General features: G+C 42.5%; 18 protein-coding genes, 1 pseudogene and 1 riboswitch. Of the genes and pseudogenes, 5 read left to right on the top strand and 14 right to left on the bottom strand.

What is annotated here, in order from left to right; translation table 11 throughout:
* The first annotated feature begins 97 nt into the window (after window positions 1-97).
* From F9Y84_RS01715 to F9Y84_RS01705, 3 genes are all read left to right on the top strand, one after another.
* Entirely contained in the window at window positions 98-2329 is a 2232-nt protein-coding gene (locus F9Y84_RS01715; RefSeq protein WP_147390368.1) for a S9 family peptidase, read from the top strand.
* Between the two features lie 415 nt (window positions 2330-2744).
* A complete protein-coding gene (locus tag F9Y84_RS01710) occupies window positions 2745-4385 on the top strand; it encodes a methyl-accepting chemotaxis protein (protein ID WP_147390369.1) in 1641 nt (546 codons plus the stop codon).
* Window positions 4386-4695: 310 nt separating this feature from the next.
* On the top strand, window positions 4696-5481 hold the full coding sequence (locus tag F9Y84_RS01705; protein ID WP_147390370.1) for a hypothetical protein: 786 nt from the start codon (window positions 4696-4698) through the stop codon (window positions 5479-5481).
* Between the two features lie 96 nt (window positions 5482-5577).
* On the opposite strand, the gene F9Y84_RS01700 is transcribed toward F9Y84_RS01705, so the two are convergent.
* Together F9Y84_RS01700 and yaaA are read right to left on the bottom strand one after the other, a co-directional pair.
* Entirely contained in the window at window positions 5578-5856 is a 279-nt protein-coding gene (locus tag F9Y84_RS01700; protein WP_125250915.1) for a hypothetical protein, read from the bottom strand.
* The gene (gene yaaA, locus F9Y84_RS01695; RefSeq protein WP_125250916.1) at window positions 5853-6629 is read right to left on the bottom strand and encodes a peroxide stress protein YaaA; all 777 of its coding nucleotides are present in this window, start codon (window positions 6627-6629) and stop codon (window positions 5853-5855) included. Before yaaA ends, F9Y84_RS01700 begins: the two co-directional genes overlap by 4 nt.
* 262 nt (window positions 6630-6891) lie before the next feature.
* Between yaaA and tal the strand changes: the two genes are divergently transcribed.
* Entirely contained in the window at window positions 6892-7842 is a 951-nt protein-coding gene (gene tal, locus F9Y84_RS01690) for a transaldolase (protein WP_125250917.1), read from the top strand.
* 139 nt (window positions 7843-7981) lie between these two features.
* Here the strand turns inward: tal and F9Y84_RS01685 are convergent, their stop codons facing one another.
* Both F9Y84_RS01685 and F9Y84_RS01680 read right to left on the bottom strand, forming a co-directional pair.
* Window positions 7982-8779, bottom strand: a complete 798-nt coding sequence (locus F9Y84_RS01685) for a formyltransferase family protein (protein ID WP_147390371.1) — start codon at window positions 8777-8779, stop codon at window positions 7982-7984.
* Complete coding sequence (locus tag F9Y84_RS01680; RefSeq protein ID WP_147390372.1) at window positions 8776-10113, bottom strand: DUF4910 domain-containing protein; 1338 nt, start codon at window positions 10111-10113, stop codon at window positions 8776-8778. Before F9Y84_RS01680 ends, F9Y84_RS01685 begins: the two co-directional genes overlap by 4 nt.
* A 506-nt stretch (window positions 10114-10619) precedes the next feature.
* On the opposite strand from F9Y84_RS01680, the gene F9Y84_RS01675 reads away from it, so the two are divergent.
* Window positions 10620-10811 (top strand): DUF3545 family protein, encoded by a 192-nt coding sequence (locus F9Y84_RS01675; RefSeq protein WP_125250918.1) that lies wholly within the window; start codon window positions 10620-10622, stop codon window positions 10809-10811.
* 39 nt (window positions 10812-10850) lie between these two features.
* On the opposite strand, the gene ung is transcribed toward F9Y84_RS01675, so the two are convergent.
* The 10 genes and pseudogenes from ung to F9Y84_RS01625 form a co-directional block, all read right to left on the bottom strand.
* Complete coding sequence (gene ung, locus F9Y84_RS01670; protein WP_147390373.1) at window positions 10851-11519, bottom strand: uracil-DNA glycosylase; 669 nt, start codon at window positions 11517-11519, stop codon at window positions 10851-10853.
* Window positions 11503-12363 carry a cobalamin-binding protein gene (locus F9Y84_RS01665; protein WP_147390374.1) on the bottom strand — a complete coding sequence of 287 codons (861 nt, stop codon included), beginning with the start codon at window positions 12361-12363 and terminating at the stop codon, window positions 11503-11505. Before F9Y84_RS01665 ends, ung begins: the two co-directional genes overlap by 17 nt.
* The gene (gene cobO, locus F9Y84_RS01660; RefSeq protein ID WP_147390375.1) at window positions 12363-12959 is read right to left on the bottom strand and encodes a cob(I)yrinic acid a,c-diamide adenosyltransferase; all 597 of its coding nucleotides are present in this window, start codon (window positions 12957-12959) and stop codon (window positions 12363-12365) included. The genes F9Y84_RS01665 and cobO overlap by 1 nt, the downstream gene beginning before the upstream one ends.
* Window position 12960: 1 nt before the next feature.
* Entirely contained in the window at window positions 12961-14433 is a 1473-nt protein-coding gene (locus F9Y84_RS01655; protein ID WP_147390376.1) for a cobyric acid synthase, read from the bottom strand.
* Window positions 14430-14657 (bottom strand): hypothetical protein, encoded by a 228-nt coding sequence (locus F9Y84_RS01650; protein WP_147390377.1) that lies wholly within the window; start codon window positions 14655-14657, stop codon window positions 14430-14432. Before F9Y84_RS01650 ends, F9Y84_RS01655 begins: the two co-directional genes overlap by 4 nt.
* Complete coding sequence (locus F9Y84_RS01645) at window positions 14650-15675, bottom strand: FecCD family ABC transporter permease (protein ID WP_147390378.1); 1026 nt, start codon at window positions 15673-15675, stop codon at window positions 14650-14652. The genes F9Y84_RS01650 and F9Y84_RS01645 overlap by 8 nt, the downstream gene beginning before the upstream one ends.
* Entirely contained in the window at window positions 15672-16469 is a 798-nt protein-coding gene (locus F9Y84_RS01640; protein WP_147390380.1) for an ABC transporter ATP-binding protein, read from the bottom strand. The genes F9Y84_RS01645 and F9Y84_RS01640 overlap by 4 nt, the downstream gene beginning before the upstream one ends.
* 120 nt (window positions 16470-16589) lie before the next feature.
* A riboswitch (cobalamin riboswitch) is annotated at window positions 16590-16725 on the bottom strand.
* Window positions 16726-17106: 381 nt separating this feature from the next.
* Window positions 17107-17319, bottom strand: coding sequence for a (Na+)-NQR maturation NqrM (gene nqrM / locus F9Y84_RS01635; protein ID WP_010372193.1), 213 nt, complete (start codon window positions 17317-17319; stop codon window positions 17107-17109).
* Window positions 17320-17496: 177 nt separating this feature from the next.
* Window positions 17497-17607, bottom strand: a pseudogene (locus F9Y84_RS22605) (DUF1496 domain-containing protein); the annotation flags it as partial.
* 468 nt (window positions 17608-18075) lie between these two features.
* Window positions 18076-19107, bottom strand: coding sequence for an FAD:protein FMN transferase (locus F9Y84_RS01625; protein WP_168756738.1), 1032 nt, complete (start codon window positions 19105-19107; stop codon window positions 18076-18078).
* Window positions 19108-19175: the final 68 nt, after the last annotated feature.

The raw sequence follows: 19175 nt of genomic DNA, 5'->3' as shown, positions 1-19175 counted from the left end.
ATCCGATTTACTCGGCACTCTATCCGAATTTGTTGCTATTGCAAAGTAGCTTCATTACCATCCGCAAAGACTTTAAAAATACAACAAGGTGGCTACCGTGCATTCTCGCATTAAACACTACACAATAGCCCTTCCGTTAGCATTTGCATCTGTTGCCGCTAACGCAGAGCAGCTAACTCTTGAGCGACTTTTTGACGACCCATCCCTATCAGGTAAAGCGCCTGTAAAACTGCAATTTTCTCCTGACGGTTCTCGTGTTACTTACCTTCAAGGAAAAAAAGAAGACTATAACCGTTACGACCTTTGGGAATACAATCTAAAAGACAATACCAACCGTTTATTGGTAGACTCAGCAGCGCTATTTTCTGGCCCAGAGAACCTCTCAGATGAAGAAAAAGCACGACGTGAGCGTCAACGTATTTTTGGCCGTGGTATTTTAGAATACAAATGGTCAAAAGATGGCAAAGCGCTACTTTTCCCACTCAATGGCGACTTGTACTACTATGAAATCGCTTCAGGTAAGAGCAAAAAGCTAACAGAAACCGAGGCATTCGAAACCGATGCTCGCTTCTCACCAAAAGGTAACTTTGTTTCATTTATTCGTGAGCAAAACCTCTATACCATCAATCTCAAGTCAGGCAAAGAAACGCAATTAACTAAAGACGGCGGTGGCGTAATTAAAAACGGCATGGCTGAGTTTGTTGCCCAAGAAGAGATGAGCCGCATGACGGGCTACTGGTGGTCGGGTGATGAGCAACAAATTGCTTTTACTCGCATTGATGAAAGTCCAGTTCAAGAAGCCATTCGTAACGAAATCTATGCCGAAGAAGTCAAGCTATTCAATCAACGATACCCATACACCGGGACTGCCAACGTTGAGATTGAATTAGGTGTTGTAAAAATCAATGACCAAAAGGTGGATTGGATTGATCTAGGCGAAGATAAAGACATTTACATCGCCCGTGCAAACTGGTTGAAAGACAACAAAACATTGTCATATCAGTGGCAAAATCGCTCGCAGCAAAAACTAGAACTGCGCTTTTACGATACCAAAAGCAAAAAACAGCAAGTTGCCCTAACCGAAACCAGTGATACCTGGATTAACCTGCATTTTGACCTTGAGTTCTTAAAAGACAAAAAACACTTTGTATGGGCTTCTGAGCGCGATGGCTTTAAACACCTTTACCTATACAGAACCAATGGCCAACTTGTGCGCCAAATCACTAAAGGCGAGTGGATTGTTGAAAGCCTTCAAGGCGTTGACGAAAAAAAGGGTATTGTATACTTTTCAGGTCGCAAAGACACGCCGCTTGAGAGCCACCTATACAGCGTGCCACTTTTCAAAGAAGGCGATGCAAAACGTATTACCGAAAAAGGTAGCTTCCATAAAGTAGTACTTGCAAAAGATAACCGTACTTTTATTGATAAAGCGTCTTCAGTCAATCGTCCACCAGCTGTTGCACTGCGCAAAGTAAACGGCGAATTTGTCACTTGGCTTGAAGAAAATGCTTTAGACAACCAGCACCCGCTTACACCGTACTTGAGCAATCTAGCCACGCCAGAGTACGGCACACTGAAAGCTGAAGATGGTCAAACCATGTATTACCGTTTATTTAAGCCAGCAAAGCTTGAAAGTGGTAAGAAATACCCTGTGATTGTAAACGTTTACGGTGGCCCTCACGCGCAGCGTGTTACCAACAGCTGGCGTAGTAAAAACTTGTACTTCCAATATCTAGCACAGCAGGGTTATGTGATTTTCCAGCTTGATAACCGCGGCTCCTACAACCGAGGTAAAAAGTTTGAAGACCCTATCTACAAACACTTAGGTGAAGTAGAGGTGGCCGACCAAATTACAGGCGTTGAATTCTTACGTACACTGGACTACGTAGATCCTGAGCGTATCGGTATTTACGGTCACAGCTATGGTGGTTATATGGCGCTGATGACAATGTTTAAAGCAGGCGACTACTTTAAAGCCGGTGTTTCTGGTGCGCCAGTAACCGATTGGGCACTGTATGACACCCATTACACTGAGCGTTACCTGGGTCATCCAGATACAAATGCCAAGGGCTATGAACAAAGTGCTGTCTTCCCTTATGCCGATGGCCTAAAAGGCCCGCTGATGATCTATCACGGTATGGCCGATGACAACGTACTATTTACCCATGCAACTAAGTTATTTAAGCAGTTGCAGGACGAAGTTAAGCCATTTGAAATGATGACTTACCCGGGCTCTAAACACAGTTTACGAGGCAAAAAAGTACAAACCCACTTACACCAAACCATTACTGACTTCTTCAACCGTCACTTTGACGTTGACCCTAAGTAAACACTTAATCACGCCCAGCCTCGCTGGCTGGCTGGGCGTGATGACACTCTCAAAGTAATTTGTCTCTACTCCTTTAGTCTAATTGTTTATTCTTATGGACTAAGAAAAACTACAATTATTATGCAAGCGCGATTTACGCCAGTTAGCTTGCTTATTGCCTGTGCAACCAAAGCCTAGACAAGGAATGACTAGCCAACTTTTTAGGCTACTTTTACATTATTCTTTTATCTAGTTACAAGCCATTGGGATATCCAGGCTAAGCAATTTTACTGTTTTGAAGTAAGTAACTTTTAACATAGCGAGCATCAGGTTTGCACTCTTGGAGTATTTGAGCTGTAAGCCCCACGCACGTTTTGTTACTTACGTATTCGCGCCTAGATTCTTTCGACAATAAGAACGACATAAGGATCACATTATGTCCAAGCAGTTTTTAAGACATCTCACCATTTTTCAGCGGCTCGCATTATTAATCATTGTGGTTATTATCGGTGTTATTTTGCAAAGTGTTGTCAGTTTAACCCAGCAGTATGAAGCGTTGGAAAAACAACAATATAACAAAACCCAAAGTCTCGTAGAAAACGCGTACAGCTTAGTTGCTTACTTTCATCAACAGTACGCTTCAGGTGCGATAACCGAAACGCAGGCTAAACTAAATGCACTGGATGCCGTTGCAGCATTGCGCTATGAGGGAGACAACTATTTTTGGATTAATGATTACCAACCCAAAATGGTGATGCACCCGTTTAAACCCGAGCTTAATGGCAAAGACTTAAGCCAATCTAAAGACCCTAATGGTAAGCGTCTTTTTGTTGAAATGGTGAATGTTGCAAAAGCCAGTGGTTCAGGATTTGTGCCTTATTTATGGCCAAAACCAGGCAAACAAGCTCCGGTAGAAAAGATCTCGTATGTTAAAGCATTTACACCATGGGGGTGGATCGTAGGCTCCGGCGTATACCTTGATACCATAGATGCAGAGTTTGCAAATATTCGAAATCTCCTGTTAATTGAGTTAGCGCTCCTCATCATTTTATTATTCCCTTTCAGCGCCATAATTAGCAAAAGTATTATTGACCCTATCAATCAAGCAAAGGACATGATGAAAGATATCGCTCAAGGAGAGGGAGACCTTACCCGAACATTAAATGAAAGTGGTAAGGATGAAATAACCGCTTTGGCAAAATATTTTAACCTTTATACCGAAAAAATGCGCCACTCCATTGCCACAGTAGCGCACAATGCAAAAGAAGTAGAAACACTTGCCAACCAAGTAAAGTCAGCAGGTGAAGAAAACTTAGCGTTCATTGAGTCACAAAATGACAACAGCCGACAAGTTGCTACCGCTGCTGAGCAAATGACCATGCAAGTACGAGAAATTAGTAACAATGCAGACACAGCTGAGCACTCAGCAACCGATGCCCGCAATTATAGTCAAAAAGGTAAGCATACAATTTCTCAAACCATTGCCGCCATTAAAAAACTATCAGAGCAGATCCAATCCGTTAGTATGACAACCTCTAGCTTAGATCAAGAAAGTCAGCATATTGGCTCTGTACTGGATGTGATCCGAGGCATTGCCGAGCAAACCAATTTACTTGCATTAAATGCTGCAATAGAAGCCGCACGAGCTGGCGAACAAGGGCGCGGATTTGCTGTTGTCGCTGATGAAGTACGCACGCTGGCCAGTCGTACAGGACAGAGCACGGATGAGATCCACAACATGATTGAACGTCTGCAAAAAGAAGCACAGCAAGCCGTTGCAGCGGTAAAAATTAGTCAGCAGATCTCAGAGCAAACCGTAGAGCAAGTGCAATTAGCCGATACCGCCTTAACGGAAATTGAAAAACTTATTGATGATATTTCTGATATGAATACGCATATTGCCAAAGCCACTGATGAACAAAGCCTTGCAGCACAAGAGGTCAATGAGCGAATTGCACAACTTTCAGACTCAACTCATCACTCTCTTGATACCACTCATTCGTTGAATAAAACCAGTGAGCAATTAACCCGTGCCAGTCATGAGCTCAGTGACATCGTTGAGCGCTTTAAAGTATAAGGCCAAGCAGGCAGAGCATCATCAGCACGCTCTGCCTCATACCATCTATAGATGATTAATACTATTTATCTTGTCGATAAAAATAATCCGTGCGTCGGATAATTAACGCCTTTCTAACTACCAGGTTTAGTACTAACTGCGCGGAATTCTCTTCCAATAGCCAGCTATTGGAAGAGAATTCGCCTTATTATCACCAAAATACTCCAAAGAACAAAAGCTAGACCACAAAGGTTAACAGACCTTAGTTTGTAGTAAATGGTTTCATTATGGTTATACTTGTATTATCTGTAATAACCATAAAGGCGTTCTCTTGGATCAACAGGATATTGAGATACTCACCGATACATTAGCAAATTTAAGACTTCAAGCAGACATTAATCTGGCACCTAAATTTCCCCATTTTGCTGGTAAACCTTATCCACTAGGGCGTTGCCTAGAGATCCGCGATGAAATGTTTACACTCATTACAGCTGAGTTTAAGTCAAACACTCAACGTTTAGCCATACTCAAAAATTATATGCGCACAAAACGTACTGAACTAAAAAAAGTGTGGGGGTCATTACGCGATGAATATTTCCAAAATGCCATACTAGTTGGTGATTGGTATATTGACACTGCAAATGATACTGTAAATGCCAATAAGCCAAGGGTAGAAATTAAGCCAATTTCTCAGTCAGGTTTTACTGCCATCTCGCACTTTGAACAGTTTGTAAAAATTGCCAGGTCTTACTGGCAAGTTGATATATATAGAAACACTGCTTTTCCTGCTATTGCCCCATATTTACCGCTGATTTGTGTAAATGAACAAGGTGCTACATGGTTAGCAGCTGCCAATGATGACATGATAAAGGTCGCAACCGAGAGCCAGTTTTTGTTATCTGAAGATATTCTTAAGCAGCTACCAGAGCCCACTGAATCCATAGTCTCTCGCTGGCAAAACACCCTACTCACGCTGCATGAACCCGACGAGTTGCTATTAAAAACGGGAAGTCCGCAAGCATACTGCAAAAAGTACAGAGATACCGAGAAAGCAGCGGATATTGTTTTTAGAGATAAGGTTGTTCGCGCTTACATGAGCTTACCAAAAGGGGCATAATTAGCCTTGCTCTATTCTAGTCAAACTGACGTTAACTAGGTTAAGCGCTTTGAGGGTCACCCTGAATGTCAGGGGGACTCTCATACGATAGGACTTTTAGAATGACACTGGATAAGTAGGGTTTTCGCTCGAAATCTCCCATGTATCCTCATTAGGCCTATCAACATTGCACTGGTTTTGTTGTACAAAACAACGATCTTGGCAGGCTTGGACTTGCATAGGATCAGAGTAGTCTTGATGACAACGTTGGGCGCACGAACGTGAGTCACTGTCGCAATCAACAGGGACATTACTCACTTTGGTTGTAAAATTGCCACTGCATCCACTAATAAAAACCGCAGTAAACACGGTTGCTAACATCATTTTTATTGTCATTGTTCAGCCCTCAAAAATACCGGCTCTTGTACTTTTTGCGTCGCTTCTTCGCTAAAATAGTACCCTGCATGATTAAACGCTTTTAAGCTGTCCAAGTCCGACACCTTATTTTCAATCATGTACCTAGCCATCATGCCTCGTGCTTTCTTCGCATAAAAACTAATGACTTTGTATTGACCATTTTTACAGTCTTTAAAGACAGGAGTAATAATCTCTCCATTAAAGGCTTTTTTATCAACTGCTTTAAAGTACTCATTAGAAGCTAAGTTCACCAAGTAGCGTGTTTGTGCTGATGCCAATACCTCATTTAACTGCTCAGCAATAACACTACCCCAAAATTCATAGAGATTTTTGCCACGAGAATTACTTAACTTTGTCCCCATTTCTAAACGATAAGCTTGCATCAAGTCAAGTGGTTTTAAAATGCCGTATAACCCCGACAAAATACGTAAATGACTTTGCGCGTAATCTAAATCGGCTTCATTTAAGCTTTGTGCTTCTAAACCAACGTACACATCACCATTAAAGGCAAAGATAGCTTGCTTAGCATTACTCTCATTAAAAGGAGGTGACCACTCGGCAAACCTCGCTGCATTTAGTCCCGCTAGCTTATCACTGATTTTCATCAAGCTTGAGATCTGCTGCGGTGTCAGGTCACGACAAACATCGATTAATAGTTCACTATGCGCTAGCAACTCTGGCTGCGTATATGTGTTAATTGGAGCGGGAGTTTCGTAGTCAAGGTTTTTCGCTGGAGAGATAACGGTGATCATAGTTTGCCTATTGACTTAGCTATTAATTAATGTCAATTTCAACACTATCCCTACGTAACTTCAAGTGTTTGTCCACTTTGTACGAGGGCTTAAGCTATTCGTGGCTTCGCTTTACAACTCGACCTTATATAACAATAACCTTAAATCATAAGAGTGATATGTCACCTAATACGGACATATGACCTATCCAGCTATTTAATGGTGTTGCAACATAAGGCGTCTAATATCACTTCGCTGTTATCAAAATTGGAATGAGGAACACATGACTTCAGCATTAGATAGGCTAAAACAACATTCATCAATCGTCGCTGACACCGGTGACATTGAAGCTATCCGCAAGCTACAGCCTGAGGATGCAACAACAAACCCTTCTCTTTTACTTAAAGCGGCTGAGACGCCTGCTTATCAGCCTTATCTAACAGAAGCTTGGGATTATGCCAAAGCCAATGAAAGTGATGCTGACAAGCAGCTAGAGCTTGCTTGTGACTATTTTGCTGTGGTGATTGGTAAAGAAATCGCCAACTCTGTGCCAGGCTATATCTCAACCGAAGTAGACGCACGTTTATCTTTTGATACCGAAGCGACTATCGCAAAAGCCAAAACACTACTAAGCCTGTATGAAGCACAAGGCGTGAGCAAAGACAAAATCTTGATCAAAATAGCGTCAACTTGGGAAGGCATCAAAGCTGCTGAAGCCCTTGAAAAAGAAGGGATTAAGTGCAACTTGACACTATTATTTAGTGAAGCACAAGCGCGTGCATGTGCCGATGCTAATGTGTTCTTAATCTCACCATTTGTCGGTCGCATTTTGGATTGGCACGTTGCCAATGGCCTAGAAAAGCCAACAGACCCACTACAAGATCCTGGCGTACAATCTGTTCGTAGTATTTTTGAGTTTTATAAGCAACATGGTTATAAAACCGTAGTTATGGGCGCAAGCTTCAGAAATACTGGAGAAATCTTAGCCCTAACGGGTTGTGATAAGTTAACGATTAGCCCAGCTTTACTAGAAGAGCTTGCTGCAATGCCGGCAAACGACGAGTACTTGCTTGCAGCTGACTTTGAACCACAGGAAAAACCAGCCGCACTGACAGAAAATGAATTCCGCTGGTTGCATAATCAAGATGCAATGGCGACTGAAAAGCTCGCTGAAGGCATTCGCTCATTTGCAGATGCGCAAGAAACCCTTGTAGCTCGCTTTAAGGCTCTATAACGCATTTAGCAAACTAAATTCAGCACCAAAACGCCGCATCATGCGGCGTTTTTTATTGACCCAAAAATATAGGCACAATTTTACTTAACAGCCGGGCGACACTTATTGCTCGAAAGTAATTAGCGTAGCCGGATATTAATTAGAACTGACGATGTAATTTGGGTTCACTTTTTCCAAGTTTGCCATCTAAATAGTAATCCACTACTCGGTTTTCATAAAATTGATAGATGACTCTTAGGTGCTCTGGTCGCCATTGACTACCTAGCCATAACTTACCTGTAGTAGTATGGGCAACCTTTGTTATTTTATCAGCCCCTTGTTGATATAAAAGCTGCAGCAAATCAGGCAGCTCTTTACCTAATTTATGCACTGCTCTTGCTGCTACATGGTGGACTCCATCACCTCTTACCATCGGAGCTACACACTGATGCACAACATCACCAGCATCTAATTGCTGCGTTAATTCATGCACTGTCATCCCCGTTTTCTGAGGTTCTAACATATAACTTGGCCAGAAATGTGTAATCGCTCCACGATACCAAGGCGATAAACCACCATGTATATTCCACTTTTCTCCACTAGCGCATGCTAGTGTACTGCGATTTAGCATATGGCAACCATATGTAAGTAGTAAATCTGGGTTTGATGCCCGAATATGCTCTTGTACTTCTGCACCGTTGAGGCCTTCAACATCTGTGGTTATAATCTCTATATCTGGCCAATGAGCTGGTCCAAAGAATTCTAGTTCAACCTCACTGCGTTGTGTAAAGTGTTGCCGAAAAAGATCTTTTAATTCGGGTTCAAGGTCTGCGGGGGGTTCTGGTATATGCCCTTCCCTTTGCTCAATGATCAGCTTTTTTAATTTTCCAGTTTCAGCCAAACAGCGGGCAATAAACGCATGTCGAGGATGATTACCAGTGATAAAAACGACACTCACAAAACTTCTCCTGTATTAAACTTAATAAGCCCATGTTGTTCTAATTCTTTAATAATGGGTACCATTTGAAATAAGGTTAGATTTAGCGACTCAGCTATTTGTACCATTGACTTAGTGCCATCTGAGTCACTTAGTATGGTTAATATTGCATTCAATTTAGTCCTGCCATCAACTAAATTGTCGCTTGACTTGTTGGTGTGCTCGAGAGTGTTCATATTCGGGTAAAGACCGCGCTTTCCTAGCTGAGGTTCACCGAAAGGACTTTGATTCACCGCAACCCCAGCAACCTCGCCCAGCTGCAGAAGTTTTTCAAGTTCATCGATTGATTGAATAATACGTGCCATATTCATTGACTCTTTATTGTCTAACGAAGTGTGATAAGGCACCTTAGCAATATTAAGTGACCGACTTACCTGCGCAACGGGTAAATTAAAACCAGGAGCACAATATTGGCGCTCATCAGAGCCATGTAGAGGGGTAAAATCAACATAACGAAGTTGCTTATGTGATGCCAAATGATTAGCTAGTTGATCATAAGTAGTGTTACCTTTTCGACTAGCTTTATAACGTAGCGTATCAACATCCCCTCCCAAGCAAGTCAAGATTAGTCCTGCCTCTAAGTTATCAGACAATGATTGATAATTCTTATACAAAAAGCACAGCGACCCAATGGTTTCAGGGTTAAGTAAAAAGCGATAACTGTAATGTCTTGTAGGCCATTTACTTAATCGATTATATAATCCTAATAATACCAAAGGACCACTCAATTCATTGTTTGCTAATGATGGGTGGCAAAGATAACTGCTTAATAAAATCTCTTTAGAATTCTCACCTTCAAGAGTGGTTTGAGCGAACGGAACCCCCCCTTCTGGATCGAACTCCGATTCAATTAGAACCCGATAACGTCCAGGTTGTAACATTTGTTTATCTGAATGTTTAAGACAAAACCCCCATGTTCTTTTGTAATAACTAGTAACATAGGGGATTGCCTCAGGCATATCTGGCAAACTATGTAAATGTGGCAGTAGCTCATCTAAAGTTAAAAATTGATCTACAGGCTCAGAGTAGCTCACAACGTGTAAGTTATTTATATTTGTATCACAAACTACATTTCCATTGGGATCCCAAAGGCGAGCTCGGCAAAAGTTCCACTGCGGTGGCACTTGCCAATCAAACACTTGAGTTCCACTTTTTACTCTATCAAATTGCAATGGCATATATCTGCTGATTATCTCCATAGATGCTTCAATTCCATAACCTGTAATTGAGCGGCAAAGTGGAAATAATTCATCAAATAGGCTATCCAAAAGCTTGTATTCGTTCTCCCGATCCATTGTAATCCTTAATATAAAGTTTTAACTTTCTGATTATAAGTAATATAACATTAATAAAATATCATTTTGAATGACTCCCCTAAAAGTTGGCCCGATATATAATTGAAACAGCTTATGTAAAAAGTAACGATGTTTTCGCCCAACAACACCGTAATTTTCGTCTCAGTTGTTTTACTCTCTAAATCAAACTAATACGCCTTTTTGACTTTCATCAAACTGTCACTTGCTTTTAACCCAAAAGACACAATTGTGTTTTATTTTTGTTCCGACTGTGGTATATCAATATCACTTGAAGTGAAAATTGATACCGCTACATTCTGGTTTTGGTATAAAAAGCGAGCAACATGGGGTTGCTTGTAGCGTACTTTAACTATCAGACTTTTAACGGTTCCTCCTCTGAGGCTTACCATATAGTGTGAAAAATCAACGGTGTCATTGCAGTTGTCGTGCTCATCGAAGCCAAAACAAGTGCCACTTTAGGTTGTTTTTATCAATAGGAGATTTTCATGGATACCCTAGACGAGTTATTAGAATTATTAGAAAGTCCAGAGGCTAAGAAAAAAACTTCATCTAAGGGCAAAAAACGAAAATGGCGCGAGATTGAAGCGCTTAAAGATAAACAGCGACTACGCAAAGAACTACAGGAACTAGATATTTTCGCAGACAGTGTTGATTTAGACGAATTTGATTTAAGCTAAAAAGAGCGCCCTTCATGGCGCTCTTTTTGGTTTTTATTATTATAGTTCAGCCAGTCGCCAATCGATTGGCTGCTTCCCCATTTGTGTCAGCAGTTGATTTGTTTTACTGAAGTGGCCACAGCCAAAAAAACCACGATGTGCAGAGAGCGGTGAGGGATGAGGTGCGTGTAAAACATGGTGACGATTTTTGTCTATGTTTTTACCTTTTTTTTGTGCATGTGAGCCCCAAAGTAAAAAAATGATCCCTTCACTGTTAGCATTGAGTTTCTCGATCACTACATCAGTAAAGCGCTCCCACCCGAGGTTTTTGTGCGAGTGAGCTTGTCCTTGCTCTACTGTCAAAACCGTATTTAACAGCAGTACCCCCTGTTTCGCCCAGTCAATTAGATAACCATGATTGGGGACGGTAAAACCCTCAATATCTTGCAGCAACTCTTTATACATATTATTTAATGACGGTGGTGGCTTGATACCCGGCAGTACAGAAAAACATAAACCGTGAGCTTGGTTGGGGCCATGGTAAGGATCTTGCCCAAGAATTACCACTTTAACTTGGTCAAATGGAGTGACTTTAAACGCCTCAAATACTTGCTCTTGTGGCGGAAATACGTTGACACCTTGTGCCCGACGCTCTGCCACGTACTCCATGGTTTGTTTAAAGTAATCTTGTTGTTTTTCTTGACCTAGTACGTCACTCCACGTTGTCATGTTCTACCTTCATCGTTTTATAATGCGCTCGAGAGACGTTAAGTTTACCACATAAATCCGATATTCCCTCGAGCATACGATAGCTATAACGATGGAGCAGATCAGCATCAACAGATATGTATTGCTTGTGCTTTACCGCAGGGACAGAAGGCCATTGCTGCCATTTAATCGACTCTCTGTCTTGCTCACTCTTTTCCTCAGAGATCACAATCACTTGTGGTGATTTCAACAAAACGTTCTCAATGCTAATTTGCGGATAGTCTGTGGTGGCGTCGGCAAAAACATTTTTCACATTACACACGTTAAAGACTTGCTGTAACCAACTTTCCCCCCCCACGGTCATCAGCGGTGATGGCCACAATTGATAAAATACAGCTAAGCTAGCGCTTTGTTCATACTGAGCTTTTAGTTCATCTAAACGCTTAGTAAACAAATCAGCCTGTTGTTGTGCTTGAGATCCAAGCCCTGTAATTTTACCAAGGCGTAGCAACTCATCGGGTAATTTATCTAAATATTTTGCTTCACTATAGATCACATCAACGCCAAAACTCTCGAGCTTTTCAAGCATGGGAGCGTGACTTGCGTTTTTCCATGCAATGATAAGATCAGGCTTAAGTGCCAAAATTTTTTCAACCGAAATGCCCTGATAATCGCCTATCTGAGGCAGTTGCTTGGCTGCTTCTGGATAATCCGCATAGGCGACCGTGCCTACAATCCGCTCCCCAGCGCCTATTGCATAAAGATTTTCGACAATATGAGGGGCAAGGGCGATGATCCGCTCTGCAGGCTTAGCGCTAACACTAAAGGCAAAAGCTAAAACAATAGAAAAAGTGAGCTTTAGCATCAGTAGTCAAACCCCTTTTGCGCTTTAATACCTGCGTCAAAGGCATGCTTCACGTTGCGCACTTCACTCACAGTATCTGCAAGCTCGGTCAGACGTCGATGTGCTCCGCGTCCAGTTACAATCACTGACTGCATAGTTGGGCGATTTTCTAGCACCGTTATGACTTCATCCAAATCTAGATAGTCATAGCTCAACATATAGGTAATTTCATCGAGCAATACCAAGTCGATGCTTTCATCTTGTAGCCATACTTTTGCTTGCTGCCATGTCGCCTGCGCGGCAGCAGTATCGGTTTCACGGTTTTGCGTTTCCCATGTGAAGCCCGTTTTCATGACCGCAAATGGCACACCGACTTTTTCGAGCAAGTTGCGCTCTCCACACTCCCAAGTTCCTTTGATAAACTGCACAACCGCAGCATTCATACCATGACCGACACAACGCGCAACGGTGCCAAAACCAGATGTTGACTTACCTTTACCGTTACCTGTGATCACTTGCAAAATGCCCTGCTCTTGCTGGGCAGCAGCGATTTTTTCATCGACTTGTTGTTTTACTTTTTGCTGTCGTTGCTGATGCTTATCTTGTTGTCCGCTCATGTTATTCCTCAATTATTTTCATCAATTTTTGCCAATCTAAATGTGCTTCACAGCTGTCGGCAAGACGCGTAATTTGCAGTTCTCTGTGCTTCGCTAAATCAATCGCGGCAGTACCTGCTTGCTTACTACCTACCCAAGACAAGATAGCCTGTGTCGCGGCAACCGTATCAAATAAACCATGTAAATAGGTGCCTGCAATTTGATTATCTCGAGAGATAAAACCATCTTTCACACTGTTATTTGGATGTGTGTTAAATAGTAGGAATGGCATCTCTAGCGCCGCTCCAGAAGAAATCCCGGCATGGATCTCGTAACCACACATTTCAGCACTTTGCTCATCTAATTGGCAAATGCCAGACACTTGCGTCAGTACTTTTTGCTCTGAGAGTGTAGTCTCAAAGTCAGCCAGACCAAGCCCAGCGACTTCACCAAGTGTAGATTCCACCGCATTTGGATCTCTAATGAACTTACCTAACATTTGCAAACCGCCGCACACACCTAGTACCTTACCACCGTACCTCAGGTGCCGTTTGATTTCTTCCGCCCAACCTTGTTTGCGTAAGAAAGCTAAATCACTCAACACATTTTTACTACCAGGCAGTATGATTAAATCACAAGGGCCGATAGATTCTTGATAGCGCACATAACGCAAATCCACTTCAGGGTTTAAGCGCAAGGTGTCAAAGTCGGTGTGATTGCTAATATGAGGAAATAGTAAAACCCTAACGCTTAACGATCCCCGTTCACAGATATTGTCTACCGTCACCGCATCTTCTGCATCGAGCGCTAAGCCATGCAAATAGGGCAATACCCCAAGTACAGGCTTACCCGTTTTTTGCTCAAGCCAGTCAAGTCCTGATTGCAATAACGCAATATCACCACGGAAGCGATTGATCACAAACCCTTTAACCAAGCTTTGTTCATAGTCACTTAATAGCGCAAGTGTGCCAACCAAATGTGCGAATACCCCGCCTTTGTCGATATCAGCGATAATGATCACGGGGCACGCCACCTCACAGGCAAACCCCATATTGGCAATGTCATTTTCACGCAGATTGATCTCAGCAGGGCTCCCCGCCCCTTCCACTATGCACAGCTCAAATTGGTCGCTGAGGCGCTGATGTGAGGAAAGTACAGCCTCCATCGCTACCTTTTTGTAATCATGATAAGCAGCTGCTTCCATATTACTAATGGCTTTCCCGTGAATAATAACTTGTGCACCAGTGTCTGAATTTGGCTTAAGTAAAATAGGATTAAAGTCTGTGGATAGTGGGACTTTTGCAGCCTCAGCTTGGAGTGCTTGTGCCCGACCAATTTCACCGCCGCAAGGTGTGACAGCACTATTTAGTGCCATATTTTGCGGCTTAAAAGGCGTAACCGATAACCCCTTACGCTGTAGCACACGGCAAAGTCCTGCAACCAGTGTACTTTTACCCGCATCCGACGTAGTGCCCTGCACCATTAAGGTCTTCATGCTCCTTCACCTCTTAAGCATTGTGATACGCCTGCAATAATAAACAGAGCTGGGAGTGTTATCGCTAAGTGCGTCAACTGTAACTGGGTTTGCCTTTGTGACAGGATCTGCACTAGCTGCACAGTCAAGGATTTAAGTTTACCAAAGGCGCCTAACGGTTTGGCTTTTAAGTCAATAAGCTTTTGAATATGCACATTTTTAAGAGTGGCTAACGGTTTAACCACGACTTCCTCCTATTCCAGCAGAGCGGCGATTTTTGACAATAAGCAATGCTAAAAAGAACACGCTGCCAATGGCTGCGGTGATCACTCCAACGGGAAGTTCCTGATTGTCAATAAGTGTGCGTGACAACACGTCCACCCAGAGCATTAAAAGTGCGCCACAAAGCGCGGTGGCAACCACTCCACTGACCTTTGCCTGCGAGATAAAAAAGCGCACGATGTGTGGGATCATTAAACCAACAAATCCGACTCCGCCACACGCAGCGACAAGTACTGCGGTGAGCAAAGAACTTAACAACAACATACCTATTCGTACTCGTCCTACGTTCACACCAAGCGTAGTGGCACTCTCATCTCCGAGTAACAGCGCATTGAGCGGGCGGCGCATGATTAAAAGCGTAATAAAACTCAGTATTACCACCAAGCACACAAACCAGAGCCATTGCCAGCTAGCCCTTGCAAACGAGCCAAGATTCCAAAATAAGATTGCACTAATCGCTTGTGGGTCACTCCAATAAAGCAGTAAACTGGTAAATGCACTGAATAGAAAAGAAAGTGCAACGCCGGCTAACAACATGGTTTCCACTTGCTGCAGTGCATTACGCTTTGCCACGAATAACAGCAACAAAATTGATAGCACGCTTCCAATAAATGCAGCCCCAGACATTGCGAAGCCAGACTGCGCACCGAACAACGTGATAAGTACCACTACACCAAACGATGCACCTGAAGAAATCCCAAATAAATAAGGATCGGCAAGTGGATTGCGCGTTACGGTTTGCAATATAAGCCCAGCGATTGCCAATCCCGCTCCCGCACTCATTGCCAAAAGCGTTCTTGGTAAGCGAAGTTCAACCACTACACGCTGTTGAATTACATTGGGATCAAAATTAATAATCGCTTGAATAACAAGATGCCAAGATAAATCAATTGCACCTATCTTTAGTGCCATCAGCATACTGAAGCAACACAAACTCAACAGTAACAGTGAGCTCAACCAGACTCGCTTTGCTGCTATCATAGCTGATACCCATAATGAAAGCGTATATGCGGGATCTCACTATTATTTGGCGGGTGGCGGACAGTAGAAACCTCCGCACACACTCCAAAAACTTGGCTTAATAGCGCTTCATTAATGACTTCAAGTGGCGCACCATCTGCAACAAGCTCGCCATTGCTCAATATTAATAACCGATCACACAAGGCGCTGGCTAAATTTAAATCATGAAAAGACGCGATGATAGTTACACCAAGCTGTTTAGCTAGCTCCATAATTTGAATTTGATATTTAATATCCAAATGGCTAGTAGGTTCATCCATTATCAATACTTGCGGCGCCTGAACCATAGCACGAGCGATCATCGCCCTTTGCTTCTCCCCACCTGATAACGAACTGTAACATTGCTCACACTTGTGACTTAATCCAACCTGCTCTATGGCCCGGAATATAGTTTGCTTTTCAGCAGCAGTGATGGTTGCTAGCAATGATTTGTTAGGGGTTAATCCCATCAACACCATATCAAATAGTGGTAGATTAAACTCAACGGGAATATCTTGTAGCACCACCGCGACATTTCTTGCGTAGGCCTTGCGCCCATAGCCGTCAAGAGGATTGCCATTGAAGAGTAACTGCCCTGAGCTTGGCGATATGTATTGATATAATGTGCGCAGCAAGGTCGACTTTCCAGCTCCATTCGGCCCGAGCAAACCAATAAATTCGCCTGGATTAATCGTGAAGCTAAGCGCTTTCAAGATAGCTTTGCCACCAAGCTGTACGCTAAGTTTATCAACTTGAAACTGCGGTGTGACTGCCATAGCACCTCTGATTGGGCATGGCAAAGCAGTCGCTTGTAGCATAGGCGACTGCTTTGACTTAAGTCTGCCCGCTTAAGTAAACAACCTGAACTTTGGATAATCTTGCTCTTATCCAACCCTCAGATTAAATAAATAGACCTTGGTATCTGACTTATGCAAGAGATACACTCCAGCACTTACAGTTGCGGGGACAGTTGAGGACTCACACCTCATTCCCAATATCTGCCTATTACGAAATGTGCATTATTATGAAGTCTAGACGTCTAAAATACAACTTTTGCCCGAGCGCTTTAATTGATGTTGTAAAATACATCGACTTTAATGACACCTACATAAGGAACACCTATCCTCGACTGATACTTATTACCTTAATTAAGTGGTCTATGTTGAGGCGAGAAAATATTATCGATAACACCGCTCCCGCGTGGTGCTCACGCCGACGTATCAGCACCCTTTAGGCAAGGCGAATTTACGCTCCTATAGCTGGCTATTGGAAATGAATGCAACGCAGTTAGCGTCAGATTTACTCCTTCAAATTGAGCAAGTATTAAGGCTAATTGGTATTAAAATGAATCTGTTGCCCAAAATGCAAAAACGCAAGCTAGGCCTGCGTTTTTAGTGAATATCATTCTGTGGCTCAAAGGATCTGGTTTTCTTTCCACATTTCTTCTTTTGCCAACCGCTTTTTGCGTTTATCACATGGATCGTCGCAATCACAGATTTTGTCAATGCCCATTGAACCTAAACCACCACAGCTACTAGCCATTGATTTTTTTTGTACGATAACGCCTACTGCCATCGCAACAGCGATAAGCATGAGTAAACCGAAAGTAAGGAGGAATAAAGACATTATCTAGCCCCTTTTTATTGCTACATGATATGAGTGACGACGCGCAAATTATACGCTTTCACGACGCCACTAACAATTAAATTATGGATATTAGGGCAAGTTTATAGCTATCGCTTTTACATCAAAGCAGGTATTCAGGCACTAAAAAGCCGCTTGCGCGGCTTTTACTTTTATCAATTATTGATCTATCCAAATCAAATTGCCTTCAGGGCCAACTGCACACACTTTCATGGTCGAGTCTTGTTCCATAACCGCACCTTTCGAATATTCTAAGTCAGCATAATAGCAGTATTGTTTACTATCATAAGTTTTTAAGACATCTTTTTGCTGCTGTCTGGATCAACATGTGTACCTTCATTTGCCAACGCGAAACTTGGCATGGCAATCAGTGTAGCCCCCAGTAATACTATTTTCATCACTGCAATGTACCTCCTTGATACAGTGTAAAGTTTTAAAGGGTGTTCGATAATTATACTACACCCTTTTTATCGATTTAACACCTGAAGTTAACCCTTTCATATAAAGCAGTAAATCACCCCAGAATAATTATTATACCAATTTCATTAAGTGGTCTATTTTGAGGCGAGAAAATCTTGTCGATAACACCGCTTCCGCGTCCTGCTATCGCCAAGGTACCTACATCCGTGTAGGCAAGGCAAAAATTTTGCTATTTAGTTGTTCTAAATAAAAAATTTTAAAAGCTGTTAGCGTCAGATTTACTCCTTCAAATTGAGCAAGTATTAAGTCAAATTGGTATTAGTTCAGGTAAGGTTTGAACTCGTCACTTGCATACGTCTTTATCCCCTCTGCACTCTTATACATAAGATAAACAGGCAACTGATGTTGCTGAGCATAAGCTTTCGCACGCTCAGTTCCCATCACCGTTAACGCTGTCGCGAGACCATCAGCAACCATTGCAGAAGGATGTAGCACTGTCACCGATACCAGCTCATGCTTTACAGGGCGACCATTCATAGGATCAATTAAGTGAGTGAAAGTTTCGCCATCCATTTCATAAAAAATACGATAATCTCCCGAGGTCGCAATACCATTTTTGCCAGGTTCGATTACACGATGAATTTGACGTTGACCAACAGGCGCATCTGGCTTTTCTATCGCAATACGCCAATTACCGTCCGGCTTCTTACCTGATACACGCAGCTCTCCACCAATTTCCACCATATAATCGTGAATATCGTGACTTTCAATGACTGTCGCGACTTTATCAATGCCATAACCCTTAGCCGTGGCAGAAAAAGATAGTTCTAGTCCAGGGATAGTCTTTGCTAACCCAGCATCGGTAAGGGCAAGCTTATCTATACCGATGCGTGAGCGCATATCATCAAGTGCCAGCTGTGATGGACGTTTAGTTGGCCTTTTATCGGGCCCAAATCCCCATAAGTCAATCAAGGGCCCCATAGTTACATCTAATGTTTCCGTGGATTGTCCTAACCGAATTGATTCTTCGATCACAGTGCGGAAGTCTTCGCTAATTGGCATCACAGTATTAGCTGGTAACGCATTAAATTGATTTATCTCGGAGTCAGGAATATAAGTCGACATAGACTGATTTACCGCTTTTAGCGCTTGCTCTACTTCATCGTGCAGCTGTGCTTGAGAAAGGCTGTTTTGGCCCGGAAATACCTTGATATTATAGGTAGTTCCCATTGTTTTACCCGATAACACGATTTCAGTTGGCGGTTGCTGTTTTTCTTGGCAGGCGCTTAGAAAAAAGAAAAAAAACGAAACTATAAAAATTTTAGAGATTAAATTACCACTTATCTTCATCACAATTCCCTGAGTTTAATAAAAAAGCCCTCAAACAAAATAGGTTGTTTGAGGGCTTATATTTTATC

This window comes from Pseudoalteromonas peptidolytica (assembly GCF_012641745.1).
Taxonomy (GTDB): domain Bacteria; phylum Pseudomonadota; class Gammaproteobacteria; order Enterobacterales; family Alteromonadaceae; genus Pseudoalteromonas; species Pseudoalteromonas peptidolytica.
The sequence above is the reverse complement of the archived record's forward strand: the minus strand, read 5'-3'. Positions and strand labels throughout refer to the sequence as shown.